Raw genomic sequence first — 13225 nt, 5'->3', positions numbered from 1 at the left:
ACTAGTTCTCGCGGAGTTCTTTGACCTTGGCGATGTTCCACTCGAAGCCTTTGCCGTCCTCGGTCGGGGTTTCGAGTGCGTACGGCAGGTCACGGAGTTCGGGATGGTTGATGATCGCCGCGATGCCGTCCTCGCCGATGTAGCCCTCGCCGATCAGCGCGTGTTCGTCCTTGTGGGTGCCGACGTCGTGTTTCGAGTCGTTGAGGTGGATGTATTCGAGGTGTTCGAGCCCCACGACATCGTCGAACCGTTCGACCGTCTCGTCGACGGCTTCGGGTGTCGTCAGATCGTTGCCCGCCACGAGCGTGTGGGCGGTGTCGATGCAGATGCCGATCCCTTCGTCCGTTCTGTCGATGATGCCCGCGAGATGCTCGAACTCGCCGCCGAGTTTGGTGCCGCTCCCGGCGTCGCTCTCGATGAGGATCTGGACGTCCTCGGGCACATCGAGTTCATCGATGACGCTGGCAGCGTTGTCGAGACCCCCCTCGACACCCGCACCGGTGTGGGCACCCAGGTGAACGTTGACGAACGGGATACCCAGCTTGTCGGCAGCGTCGAGTTCGGCCTGCATGCTGTCGATAGATTTCTGTCGGAGGTCGTCTTTCGGCGTACAGAGGTTGACGAGGTACGCCGAGTGGATCACCCACGGCCCCTCCAGCTTTTCGGCAGTGAGTTCGCGGAAGCCCTCGGCGGCCTCGTCGCTGATTTCGGGCTGTTGCCAGACCTGCGGCGAGGTGGTGAAGATCTGCCCGCAGTTGCCGCCGAAGGCCAGTTGGCGGTCGACTGCGTTGCGAATATCGCTGTACTCCGGGGTTGCGGTGTCCGAAGAGACGCGCGAGCCCGAGATCGAAACGTGTGCACCGACGTTCATACGCGATGGTAGGTCGACGGCCCTCAAAGCGACTTCGATGGCGGAACCGATCTGTTGGTATATAAATATTTGCTGCCTAACAGGCCTTGATTCCGGCTGTCGTGTCGACTGTATCTGCGTCCACTCGTCGAGAACACGTCCCTATCTCGACGGCATATGTCACTGTATCTCTATGCCAGTGCGGATCTATGGCTACTGTTAGTGAAGAATGATGGCTACTCGCACACTCTCCACACTGGAATCACAGCTTCCGACGTTGCGAACGGAACTCCGGGGTGGGGTACTCCTCCCGGACGACGAGGCCTACGACGTCGTCCGCTCGGTCTGGAACGGGATGATCGACCGGCGGCCCGCGCTGATCGTCCAGCCGACTGGGACCGCGGATGTCGTCGCCGCGGTGAATTTTGCCCGCGAGTTCGAGATGGAGATCGCGGTTCACGGCGGCGGCCACAACGTTGCTGGCTACGCCGTCGCTGACGGTGGGCTCATGATCGACCTCTCGGCGATGAACGGCGTCTTCGTTGACCGCGAGGCGCGGGCGGTCCGCGCACAGGCCGGGGCAACACTGGGCGATGTCGACCACGAAACCCAGCTATTCGGGCTCGCCGCGCCGCTCGGTGCCGTCTCGGAGACGGGGATCGCCGGGCTGACACTCAACGGTGGCTACGGCCACCTCTCGCGTGACTTTGGGCTTTCGGTCGACAATCTCCTCGAAGTCGAGATCGTGACCGCCGACGGCGAGGTTCGCACGGCGAACGACCAGCAGCACGAGGACCTCTTCTGGGCGGTCCGGGGCGGTGGTGGCAACTTCGGCGTGGTCACCGCCTTCGAGTACGAACTCCACGACGTCGGCCCCGAGATCTATCAGGTGTTCGCGTGGTACCACGGCGAGGAGGCCGCCAGACTGCTGGGTCACTTCCGTGAGTGGACCGAGTCGGCACCGCGAACCGCCGCGATCCTGCCGTTCGCTGCCACCATCCCCGAACTCGACGAGTTTCCCGCCGAGTTGTGGGACGAGCCCGCAGTCGCCTTCCTCGGCTGCATCAGGGCCGATCCCGAGGAGGCCGAGACCATGATGGCGTCGCTCAGCGAGGGCGTCGACCCCATCGCGGACTTCAGCGGGCCGACTCAGTTCGAGGCGCTGCAGACACTCCTCGACGAGGACTACCCCGACGGCCTCCGCTACTACTGGAAGTCGACCTATCTCACGGACTTCACCGACGAGGTCATCGACCTCATGCTCCGGTGCAACGAGGTCGCGCCGTCGGCGCTTTCGACGGTCGACATCTGGTGGCTCGGCGGCGCGGTCGCCGAGGTGCCACAGGACGCCACTGCCTTCTGGCACCGCGACAAACCGTTTATGCTCACCTTCGAGGCCAACTGGGAGGATCCCGAAGACGACGAGGCGAACATCGAGTGGGCCCGCGAGGGGTTCGCAGCCTTCGAGAAGCTGTCGGTCACTGGCGGCCGGTACGGCAACTTTCCCGGATTCGACGAGGACCCGGCTCGGCTGCTGTTCGGCGACAACTACGACCGGCTGGTCGAAATCAAGACGAAATACGACCCCGAGAACCTCTTCCGCGTGAACCAAAACATCGCACCACGTACTGAGGCGGACAGCTAGCCCCCGGCGTGATGGCTAAGACGGTCCGCACTCGATTGCCTGTATGGGCGACCCAGCCTGCTACCGCCGGTACTGTCCAGACTGTGATCTCCAGGTGACGATCACCGAGACGGAGTGTCCAGAATGCGGTCGATCCCTCCCCGGGGACGACCAGTAACCGCCCGTCAGTCGACCGCCCGCCCGCCCGGCACACGCCGCACCCACTCGTCGGCCCCGTACTTCTCCGCGACGCGCTCCTCGGCCCGGTGGAGTTCGTCGTCGGTCCACGATCCCTCGCTGGCTCCCGACCACTCGGCGAGCGCGGATTCGAGGGCTGCGACTGCCTCGCTGCGACTGCAATCGGCCTGTTCGTCGATCCCCGTCACTCGCTCCCGAAACGCTTCTGCATCGGTCGGCGGGTCGACGAAGGTCGACAAATGCCGCTCAGCTAGCACCGTGTACGTCAGTGATCCGTGCTGAATCACCGCGTCCTTTCGACGGTATTGGGCATTCCCGCTGATCTTTTGGCCTCCGGCAACGATGTCGTGGGCCGGGTGCAGTGCCCGCAGATAGCACGCAGGAGTGTAGAGTTCGTCGGCCTCCGTCTCGACAAAGGAGGCGTCGACGCCCATCCGCTCGAAGGCGTCGAGGACCGGCTCACAGAGCTGGTGATACGCCTCTAGTAGATCGCTCGGAAACTCCGCGGCCGGTGCAGTGATCGAGTAGGAGATGTCGCCGAAAGTGTCGTGGTAGATGCCGCCGCCGCCGGTCTGTCGGCGGGTCACGTCGATGCCAGCTGCCTCGCAGGCTGCCCAGTCGACCGTCTCGGGATCTTGGTGATAGCCGAGTGACAGACAGCCGGGCTCCCACTGATAGACCCGAACGGTTCGCGGGCCGCCCGCGGCGGCGGTTTCGGCGGCAATCTCGTCGAGGGCCATCTGCATCGGGCCGGAACGGGCTTGCTGGCGGATGAGCCGCCACTCCCCGGTGGGTCCGTGGTCGACTGAATCGGACATACTGAATGGGTACTGCCCGCGACCAATAGCGGTTGCGCCCTACGTATGGATCATCCCGCCGTCGACCAGAATCGACTCGCCGTTGACGTAGGAACTCATGTCGCTGGCGAGGAAGAGCGCGACGTTGGCGACCTCCTCGGCCTCGCCGAACCGCCCAGCCGGGATCGTCTGCTTCAGCAGCTTCGCGTCGATCCGCCCCTTGATCCCGCTGCCCAACTCCGAGTTTTCCAGCATCTGTGTGTTGCTGAATCCTGGATTGATCGAGTTGACGCGGATGTCGTTGCCGCCAAGGCGGTCGGCCACCGCGTAGGTCAGCGTCCGGACGGCGGCTTTCGAGGCGCTGTAGGTCGAGAGTTCGGCCATCGCGCGGTAGGCCGCCGCACTCGACATATTGACGATCTTCCCGCCGCCGTTGTCGAGCATCTTTTTGCCTGCCGCTTGGCAGCCGAAGAAGACGCCCTTGACGTTGATCGACATGAGTTGGTTGTACTCTTCCTCAGTGACCTCCAGGAAGTCCGTCTCGTTGGTGATCCCCGCGTTGTTGACCATGATGTCGATCCCGCCGAGCTCGTCGGCCGCGTCGACGGCCACCTCCAGATCGCCCGGGTTTGTCACGTCACACTCGACGTAGTGCGCGCTGCGATCGGTCTCGCTTGCGATGCGTTCGTGTGTCGGCTCGCCGCCCTCGCGGGGGTCTTCTCGGATGTCGGCGACGATCACATCTGCGCCGTGGTCGGCGAACGTCAGCGCGATCTCCCGGCCGAACCCGCTTGCGCCGCCCGTAACCACTGCCGTTTCGTCCTGGAGTAGGTTTTCCATACGCCGTTGTTAGCAGCAACTGGCTTTATTTGCCCGATTAATACGTATGGTTAGCCGTTGGCTCCCGTCGAGCCATGAGTGTTTTTGATGAATCACTTTGAGAGGACTGTATGGTGATGTACGATCGCAGTCGACCCACCGACCCACAGATCGACCGGTGGGACGAGGGTGCTGAGTGGATCGCCCATCCCGACGAGACAGGCAGGCGAGCGAGCCACCTGCTCGCCGGATCGGATGGCGTCTGGCTGTTCGACCCCCTCGACGTTTCAGGACTCGACGAGTTGATCGCCGACTACGGCGAGCTTGAGGGGGTGGCGATCTGCTCGAACTACCACGCGCGGGACGCCGACGCCATCGCCCGCCGACACGACGTGTCGATCCACGTCCCGACGTGGCTGACGCGTCTGGAGGGTCGGTTCTCCTCGACGGTCGAGCGGTGTGAGGCGACGCTCGGGGCGTCGGGGTTCGAGCTGTCGAGAGTCAGTCCCCTCCCGGGCTACGACGAGGCGGTCGCCTACCGAAAGGGAGATGGGACGCTCTACGTGCCGGATGCTCTCGGTACGGCCCCCTTTTATACGGTCGGTGACGAGCGACTCGCCTGCTACGGTGTCGTCCGGCTGTTCCCACCACGGTCGCTTTTCGATCGGTTCGATCCCGACCGCGTGCTCGTCGGCTACGGCCAGGGCGTATTCACCGATGCCGCGGCCGCCCTCGACGACGCGCTGGCTGGCGCACGCCGTCGATTCCTGCGTGCGCTGCGAGAACACGGGTCGACCCAACTCCGTGGGCTGCTCGCTGCCCTCGGCGGGTAGCTGTGTTTATAACTGTCGGACACAGTGAGTGTAGACGATGAGTCAGCCACCGGACGAGGCTCGGAACCAGTGGAACACGTCGACCTATGACGACGCTCATTCGTTCGTCTACGAGTACGGCGCGGACGTCGTCGGTCTCCTGGACCCCCAAGCGGGCGAGCGAATCCTGGACCTCGGCTGTGGGACGGGTCACCTCACACAGCAAATCGCCGAGGCGGGCGCAACCGCAGTCGGGCTCGACCAGTCCGCCGAGATGGTTGCGGCCGCCCGCGACAGCTACCCTAACTGTGAGTTCGTCCATGCTGATGCCCGCGATTTTACGGTCGACGAGCCGTTCGACGCCGTCTTTTCGAACGCCGCGCTCCACTGGATCGAAGATCAGGATGCTGTACTCGATTCAGTTGTCGACGCCCTTCGACCGGGCGGTCGGTTCGTCGCCGAACTCGGCGGCAGTGGCAACATCGCGGCTATCGTTTCGGCGACCCACGCCGAACTGGCCGCCCGTGGCTACGAGACGCCGATGCCGTGGTACTTTCCAACTGTTGGCGAGTACGCCAGCTGGCTCGAAGCCCACGGGTTCGAAGTCCGGTACGCAAGGCTGTTCGACCGGCCGACCGAACTCGACGGTGAAGACGGTCTCGCCACGTGGATGGAGGGGTTCGGCGACAGCCTGCTGGCGGGGCTTTCGGCGGCCGACCAGCAGGCGGTCATCGACGGTGTCGAAGACCGGCTTCGCGGCGACTATTTCGCTGATGGGTCCTGGATCGCCGACTACCGTCGGCTCCGCATCGTGGCCGTAGTAAAAGACAACTAACGACCGGTAGCGACTACCTACGGCCTACAGCCACTTGCTGACGTAGGGGCCGTCCTGAGTGTAGCCCAGTTTCTCGCGGTAGTACTGCCGGACGCCAATTCCTGAGATCACGCTTAGTTTGTCGAATCCTGCGTCGACGGCGAGTTCCTCGGCCTGTGCGAGCAGTTTCCGGCCGTAGCCGCGGTGCTGCCAGTCGCGGTCGCCTGCCTCCTTGCCGATGCCCGCCTCGCTGCCGTAGACGTGGAGTTCGCGGACGATGGCCGCGTCCTGGAGTTCCCGTCGGACCGGATCGTTCGGGAAGCGGAGTCGACAGAACCCGATCAGCAGGTCCTGGACGGGATCTTCGAAGCTGATGAAATGCTCGGTGCCGCCGCAGACCTCGTAGGTCATGATGTCGAGTTCGATATCCTCGGGATTGGGGTCGGCCTCGTTCATCCCGACCTCGCGGGCGCGGATGTCCCGGATTTCAATTCCTTTCTCCTCGGCCCGCTGGGCGGCGAGCTGTCGGAGGTTCGACTTCCAGACCCCGGCGTCGATGAAGTCCGCGGGGATGTCACGCTGGACGCGCTGGAGGCGGGTGTACTTCGGGATCATCCCCATGATCTCGCTGATAACCTCGGCGGCCTCCTCGTTGTTCAGCGGTTCGTACTCGTCGCGCCGCCACATATCGTAGGTCAGGGTGTCCCGAACGACGAGCGTGGGGTAGATCTTCAGGTAGTCGGGTTTGTAGTCCGAGTTCGAGAAGAGCTGGCGGAAATCCTCCAGACACATCTCCTTGGTCATGCCGGGCTGGCCGGGCATCATGTGGAAGCCGACTTTGAACCCCGAATCCCGCAGCCGACGGTTGGCATCGATCGACGCCTGGGAGCCGTGGCCGCGGTGCATTTCCCGATTGATTCGCTCGTAGGTGGTCTGGACGCCGACCTCGACTTTGGTGCCACCGAGGTCGAGCATTCGGTCGATCTGCTCGGGGTCACACCAGTCCGGCTTCGTCTCGAAGGTGGTGCCGATATTCCTGATCTCGTTGGTTTCGTTTTCGGCGATCACGTCTTCGAGATACGCGAACTCGTAGTCGTCGGGGTCTTCGGCAAAGCTGACGCCCTCGGCGGCCTCGGGGTCGCTGTCGAGGTCGTAGTCGTTCATCGCCTGGAGGGCGCGCTTGACGAACCACTCCTGGTAGTCGTGGCTCCGGGCGGTCATGGTGCCGCCCATCAGGATCAACTCGACTTTGTCGACCGGGTGGCCGATCGTCCGGAGCTGGTGGAGCCGGAGGGTGACCTGACCGTAGGGGTCGTAGTCGTTCTGGACGCCGCGGGCGGCAGCGGGCTCGTGGCCCGTGTAGCTCTGGGAGGAGTCGAACTCGCTGGCAGGCCCGCCGGGACAGTAGAGACACTTCCCGTGGGGGCACATATGCGGCGAGGTCATAATGGCGACCGGCGAGACGCCCGAGGCGGTCCTGACCGGCTTGCGCTTGACGACTGCTTTGACGTCTTCGCGGTGTTCCTGTGGGGCGAACTCCAGGAGCTCGGTGTTTTTCGGCACCTTGGGCGCGGAGTACTCCGAACAGACCTCGAGCTTGGCCGATTCGAGGTCCTCGCGGTCGATCTCGCCGTCGATGATCCGGTCGACGAGTGCCTCGCAGGCCTGCCGGAACGGATCGGCTTCGCTGGCGGTCTCGGAGCTCACGCCGACACCTCCGGGGCGGTACTCATTACTCTCCTTTCACGCCGTTTCGCGGTTAAGCGTGTCGTTCACTGCTGTGGTCCATCAGGCGACGTCTTTGCCCTTGATGACGAACACCGGGATCGGCGCGCTGTCGACGACCCGCTCGGAGACGCTGCCGAGGGCTTGCAGCTTTTCGCGCGGTGTCTTTCCGTCGGTGCCGATGACGATGACATCGCTGTCCGATTCCTCGGCGTGGCGGACGATCTCCTTGTCGGGGGTGCCGCGTCTGACTGCGGTTTCGAACTCGATTCCTTCCGCAGCGGCCCGGTCGGCGATCGTTTCCACGGCTTGCTGGCCCGCCGCTTCGAGGTCGGTCTCGACGGCCTCGCGCTCGTCGGCGTCGGCGGCGTGGATCGCCCGTGTGTCGACAACGTAGAGGGCCTGAATCGTCGCACCGGTGTCGGCAGCGAGCCGGATCGCGTGGGGGAGCGTCTGTTCTACGGTGTCGCTGCCGTCGGTCGGCACGAGGATCGTATCGTACATGATTTAATACTGGTCGGCCCGCCGCTTAATTCCATCCCCCGGACAGTCAGGGCCGAACCTACAAGCCCCGCCGTCCCTTCTAGGGTGTATGGGACGCGAGCTGCCGAATCCACCGGAGTCAGGGCTCATAAACGCACTCCGGTTCGGTGACGACACCTTCCGGTTTATCGAGGCGATGCAAGCACGGTTCGACGACGTCGCGGCGGTGCCCATTCCCGGTCGCGCGCCGCTGGTGGTCGTGACGAACCCCGAGCTCGTTCATGACGCGCTGTCCCGTCCCGCGGAGTTCAGCCGCGTTCCGGCCAGCGGTCCGGCGGCGCTGATCGCCACTCAGGGCCTCGTCCAAAGCGAGGGCGACCTCTGGGAACAACAGCGCGGTATCATGGGCCCGGCGTTCATGGGCCCGCAGGTCCGTGCCTACGCCAACACGGTCGGCCGACGCGTCTCGACGCTGGTAGAGGAATGGTCGACCGCCATCACCGAGGGCGACTCGATCTCCCGGAACCTCCACGGCGAGATGACTGCGCTGACCGTCCGGGTCGCAAGCGAGATTCTGCTCGGCGAGGACATCGGCCGCGAGCGGGCCGAACAGTTCCACTCCTGGATGCGGGTCGCTGGCGACGAGTTCGAGTTTGGCCTCGATGCGGTCACCCCCGAGTGGGTCCCGACCCGAACCGATCCCGAGTTCGAGGAGGCTGCCGAGGGGATTTTGGGCCTCGCCGAAGAACTCATCGAGCGCCGCCGCGAGGACCTCCCGGCCCGCGATCCGGATGCCGACGAGCGGCCGAAAGATATGCTGACGATGCTACTGCTGGCCGAGGACGACCCCGACGTGGAGTATCCGCCGAACCAGATCCGCGACGAGGTGGCGACGTTCCTGATCGCCGGTCACGAGACCACCGCGCTGTCGTTGACCTACACGCAGTGTCTGTTGTCGCAGCATCCCGAGATTCGACAGCGCGTCCGCGAGGAGGCCAATGCAGTCATCGGCGACGAGACGCCGAGCTACGAGCACGTTTCGGAGCTCGAATACACGGGTCGGGTGTTCCAGGAGGCCCTCCGGCTGTACCCCGCCGCCTGGGCCGTCTTCCGGCAGGCCTCGGCGGACGTGCGGCTCGGCGAGTACCGGGTTCCGGAGGGGGCGGCGATCATCATGCCCCAGTGGTCGATCCACCGCGACCGGCGCTATTTCGAGAATCCAGCGACGTTCGATCCCGACCGATGGGAAGATCGGTCACCGCAGTCCGTGGAGGCCTACTTCCCCTTTAGTAGCGGCCCCCACGCCTGTATCGGCCGACAGTTCTCGATCACGGGCGCGCGGTTGGCGCTGGCGGCGATCGTCCAGCGCTTCGATGTCGACGTCGAAGACGGGGCGCTCGACGATCTCCGAGCGACGCCGACGCTGCGGCCCGGTGGGGGCATCGCAGCGACGATCCGGCCAGTAGAATAGCGGATAACAGGCCATTGCGTCCCGCCAGCAGAGAGGGTTCCGTACATGGCGTTCCATCTTTGTGTGTTCTTCTGTTCGCTCTACGCCGGGAGACAGATCGACGGCGTTCGCCGGGTATCGGACACTGTGAAACCGTCGTCCGCATTCGTCACCACCGAGTGATAGCGACCCCTCCGTCGGGTTCGTTCACTCTCTGGTCACGTGTCGACATCACGTAACTCGGTAAAGTACGGTTCAGTCTGGACGTCGCCGGTGATCTCTCTCATCGGTACGTCGGTGCCACAGGAACACGGTGGTGGCCTTTCAGGATCGGCAAACACGGTTTCACACTGCTGACAGACGAAAAACCGCAGTCGTAGCATGGGCCCCGTTGGCATCGAACGGATAAATGGTCTCGCCCGAGAGTTGCTTGACCCGACAGCGGAGTCGGTGGTACTTACTGCTCGATCCGCGATCCGCTGAGCCGACCGGGCGTCCACTCGCCGTCGAACTCCTCGTGGACGAACGCCCGCGGGTTGGCACCGGAGTAGCTGGCGACGATCTGGCCGTCGCCCTCGATGAAGTACTGGTAGGTCGTCAGCCCGCCGAGGCCGACCGGGCCGCGGGCGTGGGTTTTGCCCGTCGAGATGCCGACCTCCGCGCCGAGGCCGTAGCGGTAGCCGTCCGAAAAGCGGGTCGAGGCGTTGTGGAAGACGCTCGCCGAGTCGATCCCCTGCATGAAGACGCTCGCGGTGTCGCCATCTTGGGTAATAATCGAGTCGGTGTGTTTCGAGCCGTGCTCGTTGATGTGGTCGACTGCCTCGGGCATCGAATCGACGATCTTCAGCGAGATTTCGAGATCGCCGTACTCGGTCGACCAGTCGGTGTCAGTGGCGGCGTCCACGTCGACGATGTCGCGTACGCGGGCGTCGCCGCGCATCTCGACGCCCGACTCTTCGTACCGGTCTACGATCTCCGGCAGGAAATTGGCGGCGACCGACTCGTGGATCAGGAGGGTTTCGGCGGCGTTGCAGGCCGCTGGGTACTGGACCTTCGCATCGTGGGCGACCTCGGCGGCCATCGAGAGGTCGGCGTCTTCGTCGATGTAGACGTGACAGACGCCCTCGGTGTGACCCAAGACGGGAATCGAGGTGTTGTCCTGGATGTAGCTCACGAACTCGGAACTCCCACGCGGCATGAGGAGGTCGACCGAGTCGTCCATCTCCAACAGCGCATTCACGTCGGCCCGGGCTTCGATCAGTTGGGCCCATCCCGTTGGCAGGTCGCTGGTGGCTTCCTCGATGATCTCGTAGAGGACGCGGTTCGACTCGCTGGCCTCGCTGCCGCCCTTGAGGATGACCGCGTTGCCGGATTTGAGGCTGAGCGCGGCGATCTGGACCAGCGCGTCGGGCCGGGACTCGAAGACCGTCCCGATGACGCCGATCGGCACCGACTGCTTGTAGAGTTCGAGGTCCTCGTCGAGCCGCCGAGCTTCGAGGGTCTTCCCGAGGGGGTCGTCCTGTCCGGCGACGCTGCGGACCATCTCGGCGATCGATTCGAGCTTCGAGTGGGATAAGGCGAGCCGGTCGACGAGCGCCTGGGTGTATTCGCCCTTTTCAAGCAGTTCCTCGGCCTCCTCGACGTCTTCCTCGTTCGCTGTGAGGATCTCGTCGCTGTGGGCCTCGATCGCGTCGGCGATCGATTCGAGGGCTGCGTTCCGTTCGGCTTCCGAACACTGCGCGAGCTGCAGTGCGGCCCGCTCGGCCTCCGCTACCTTCTCTTCGGTTGTAGGTTCACTCATTGTGTCCACCGTTGATGGGAACGAATATGGTTCCTACGGCTTTTTGCGTGGCGATCTGTTCCAAGACCTCGGGCTCGGTCGACTTGGCGATCACCGCGGGAATCCCGTGTTCGCTCACCGTCCGGGCCCCCGAGACCTTGGTTTGAATACCGCCGAACTCCTCGCCTGCGCTCTCGTCGACGAGCCCCTGGACGTAGCCGTAGTTCTCGCCGACCGCATCGATCAGCGCTGCGCTGTCGTCCTCCTTCGGATTCCCCGTGTAGACCCCACCAACGTCGGTGAGCGTGACAAGCAGGTCGACACCGACACCCACCGCGATGGATGCCGAGATCATGTCGTTGTCGCCGATCCGCAGCTCTTCGGTGCCGATCGCGTCGTTTTCGTTGATGATGGGCACGACACCCCACTCCAGGAGGGTCTCGATGGTGTTGTGGAAGTTGGTAAAACGGTCGGGGTTCTCCAGGTCGTCCTGGGTGAGCAGGATCTGGGCGACCGTGTAGCCGTGGCGCTCGAAGCTCTCGGTGTAGCGTCGCATGAGGTGCGATTGGCCCACCGTCGACAGCGCCTGGAGCTCTTCGAGGGTCTCCTCGCCGTTCCCCACGCGACCTTTTCCGGCACCGACGGCCCCCGAGGAGACGAGGATGATCTCTTTGCCGCGGTCCAGGAGGTCGACCAGATCGTCGACCAGTTTGTCGAGCTTCTCGTCGTCGAGGTTCGACTCGGCGTCGGTCAGCGAGTTGGTCCCGGCTTTGACGATGACCCGGTCGGCGTCGGCTGCCTGCTCGCGGGTCCGATCGACCGTCTCGCGGTCGACTGCGTGCTCGTCGGCCGCCTCGTCGTCGACTGTTTCACTCATTGGTCGACCGCCTCACTCACCGTCGGCGTCCCGCGCCAGCTCCTTCGAGCGCTCCTCGGCGGCGGCGACGGCCTCGCCGAGTTCCGCCTCGACGTCGCTGTCCCACAGGACCTCCATCCCCTCGATGGTCGTCCCGTTGGGCGAACAGACCGCCTCGATCAGGTCCTCGATGGATTTCTCGGAGTTGAGGACGGTCTCGGCTGCGCCCTTGAAGGTTTGTGCAGCGAGCGTCCGGCTATCGGCCTCGCTCAGCCCGCCGTCGACGCCAGCCTTCGCCATCGCATTGATGAGATAGAAGACGAAGGCGGGGCCGCTGCCGTTGACCGCGGTGGCGATGTCCATCTGGGCCTCCGGGACCTCGACGAACTCGCCGACCGCATCCAGGATCGCCCGGACCTCGTCGGTGACCGTCGACTCGGTGGCGGCGGCGGCCATCATCCCGTATTCGGCCGCGAGGTTCGGCATGATCCGAACGACCCTTGCGTCGGTCTCCGATTCGAGGAGGTCGGTCGGGACGCCCGCGGCGATCGACAGCAGCGTCTGGTCGGCGTCGAGTTCGAGATCCGGGAGGATCGCGCCGACGAGATCCGGTTTCACCGCGAGGACGACCACCTCTGCCTCGGCGGCCACCGATAGCTCGGTGGTGGTCTCATCGCAGTAGGGTGCGATGGCGTCGAGAACATCCGGGTCGACATCGCAGGCAGTCACCGTGTGTTCGCCCGACTCCTGGAGGCCCTTGATAAATGCGCCCCCCATGTTTCCGCAGCCAACAACGCTTATCTGTGTCATTCTGTGGGCTCCTTGGAGACGAACGGAGGTAGACGGACTTTAGCTTTGTCAACTTCCCCGTCCGTCAGTCCCTCGAAAACAGCAGCTCGAACGGCTTCAGTTCGCAATGTGGCCATCTCGCCGGAACCGCAGCAACACGGCGTCAGTCGTCGGCTCTCCGGCGTCTCCGTTACCGAAACAAGACGACTCCGCCGGGACTCATCCTTT

At 64.2% G+C, this 13225-nt stretch carries 12 protein-coding genes; 4 read left to right on the top strand and 8 right to left on the bottom strand.

Features of this window, described 5'->3' with window-relative positions; all coding sequences use genetic code 11:
* Window position 1: 1 nt before the first annotated feature.
* Window positions 2-871, bottom strand: a complete 870-nt coding sequence (locus tag NO877_RS09340; RefSeq protein WP_256396069.1) for a deoxyribonuclease IV — start codon at window positions 869-871, stop codon at window positions 2-4.
* A gap of 211 nt (window positions 872-1082) precedes the next feature.
* Between NO877_RS09340 and NO877_RS09335 the strand changes: the two genes are divergently transcribed.
* Window positions 1083-2495 (top strand): FAD-binding oxidoreductase, encoded by a 1413-nt coding sequence (locus NO877_RS09335; RefSeq protein ID WP_256396068.1) that lies wholly within the window; start codon window positions 1083-1085, stop codon window positions 2493-2495.
* 164 nt (window positions 2496-2659) lie between these two features.
* Here the strand turns inward: NO877_RS09335 and NO877_RS09330 are convergent, their stop codons facing one another.
* Together NO877_RS09330 and NO877_RS09325 are read right to left on the bottom strand one after the other, a co-directional pair.
* Entirely contained in the window at window positions 2660-3490 is an 831-nt protein-coding gene (locus tag NO877_RS09330) for a lipoate--protein ligase family protein (RefSeq protein WP_256396067.1), read from the bottom strand.
* 39 nt (window positions 3491-3529) lie between these two features.
* Window positions 3530-4309 (bottom strand): SDR family oxidoreductase, encoded by a 780-nt coding sequence (locus tag NO877_RS09325; RefSeq protein ID WP_256396066.1) that lies wholly within the window; start codon window positions 4307-4309, stop codon window positions 3530-3532.
* Window positions 4310-4419: 110 nt separating this feature from the next.
* On the opposite strand from NO877_RS09325, the gene NO877_RS09320 reads away from it, so the two are divergent.
* Both NO877_RS09320 and NO877_RS09315 read left to right on the top strand, forming a co-directional pair.
* On the top strand, window positions 4420-5121 hold the full coding sequence (locus NO877_RS09320; protein WP_256396065.1) for a hypothetical protein: 702 nt from the start codon (window positions 4420-4422) through the stop codon (window positions 5119-5121).
* A gap of 37 nt (window positions 5122-5158) precedes the next feature.
* Complete coding sequence (locus NO877_RS09315) at window positions 5159-5935, top strand: class I SAM-dependent methyltransferase (RefSeq protein WP_256396064.1); 777 nt, start codon at window positions 5159-5161, stop codon at window positions 5933-5935.
* A gap of 24 nt (window positions 5936-5959) precedes the next feature.
* On the opposite strand, the gene NO877_RS09310 is transcribed toward NO877_RS09315, so the two are convergent.
* Both NO877_RS09310 and NO877_RS09305 read right to left on the bottom strand, forming a co-directional pair.
* On the bottom strand, window positions 5960-7621 hold the full coding sequence (locus NO877_RS09310; RefSeq protein WP_256396063.1) for a tRNA uridine(34) 5-carboxymethylaminomethyl modification radical SAM/GNAT enzyme Elp3: 1662 nt from the start codon (window positions 7619-7621) through the stop codon (window positions 5960-5962).
* 81 nt (window positions 7622-7702) lie between these two features.
* Window positions 7703-8143 (bottom strand): universal stress protein, encoded by a 441-nt coding sequence (locus tag NO877_RS09305; RefSeq protein ID WP_256396062.1) that lies wholly within the window; start codon window positions 8141-8143, stop codon window positions 7703-7705.
* An 88-nt stretch (window positions 8144-8231) separates the two neighbouring features.
* Here NO877_RS09305 and NO877_RS09300 point away from each other — a divergent pair, with 88 nt between their 5' ends.
* Complete coding sequence (locus NO877_RS09300) at window positions 8232-9593, top strand: cytochrome P450 (RefSeq protein ID WP_256396061.1); 1362 nt, start codon at window positions 8232-8234, stop codon at window positions 9591-9593.
* Between the two features lie 436 nt (window positions 9594-10029).
* Here NO877_RS09300 and NO877_RS09295 read toward each other — a convergent pair whose 3' ends face one another.
* The 3 genes from NO877_RS09295 to proC are packed head-to-tail and all read right to left on the bottom strand — an operon-like array spanning window position 10030 to window position 13018.
* Complete coding sequence (locus NO877_RS09295; RefSeq protein WP_256396060.1) at window positions 10030-11373, bottom strand: glutamate-5-semialdehyde dehydrogenase; 1344 nt, start codon at window positions 11371-11373, stop codon at window positions 10030-10032.
* Entirely contained in the window at window positions 11366-12229 is an 864-nt protein-coding gene (gene proB / locus NO877_RS09290) for a glutamate 5-kinase (protein WP_256396059.1), read from the bottom strand. Before proB ends, NO877_RS09295 begins: the two co-directional genes overlap by 8 nt.
* Window positions 12230-12241: 12 nt before the next feature.
* A complete protein-coding gene (gene proC / locus NO877_RS09285; protein ID WP_256396058.1) occupies window positions 12242-13018 on the bottom strand; it encodes a pyrroline-5-carboxylate reductase in 777 nt (258 codons plus the stop codon).
* Window positions 13019-13225 lie beyond the last annotated feature (207 nt).

This window comes from Halohasta litorea (assembly GCF_024494645.1).
Lineage (GTDB): Archaea > Halobacteriota > Halobacteria > Halobacteriales > Haloferacaceae > Halohasta > Halohasta litorea.
Note: the sequence above shows the minus strand (reverse complement) of the source record. Positions and strands in the feature narration are given on the sequence as shown.

Coding starts and splice junctions, on each gene's coding strand:
- NO877_RS09330 (WP_256396067.1), bottom strand. CDS start 3,490: ATGTCCGATTCAGTCGACCACGGACCCACCGGGGAGTGGCGGCTCATC.
- NO877_RS09335 (WP_256396068.1), top strand. CDS start 1,083: ATGGCTACTCGCACACTCTCCACACTGGAATCACAGCTTCCGACGTTG.
- NO877_RS09295 (WP_256396060.1), bottom strand. CDS start 11,373: ATGAGTGAACCTACAACCGAAGAGAAGGTAGCGGAGGCCGAGCGGGCC.
- NO877_RS09305 (WP_256396062.1), bottom strand. CDS start 8,143: ATGTACGATACGATCCTCGTGCCGACCGACGGCAGCGACACCGTAGAA.
- NO877_RS09315 (WP_256396064.1), top strand. CDS start 5,159: ATGAGTCAGCCACCGGACGAGGCTCGGAACCAGTGGAACACGTCGACC.
- NO877_RS09340 (WP_256396069.1), bottom strand. CDS start 871: ATGAACGTCGGTGCACACGTTTCGATCTCGGGCTCGCGCGTCTCTTCG.
- NO877_RS09325 (WP_256396066.1), bottom strand. CDS start 4,309: ATGGAAAACCTACTCCAGGACGAAACGGCAGTGGTTACGGGCGGCGCA.
- NO877_RS09300 (WP_256396061.1), top strand. CDS start 8,232: ATGGGACGCGAGCTGCCGAATCCACCGGAGTCAGGGCTCATAAACGCA.
- proB (WP_256396059.1), bottom strand. CDS start 12,229: ATGAGTGAAACAGTCGACGACGAGGCGGCCGACGAGCACGCAGTCGAC.
- proC (WP_256396058.1), bottom strand. CDS start 13,018: ATGACACAGATAAGCGTTGTTGGCTGCGGAAACATGGGGGGCGCATTT.
- NO877_RS09320 (WP_256396065.1), top strand. CDS start 4,420: ATGGTGATGTACGATCGCAGTCGACCCACCGACCCACAGATCGACCGG.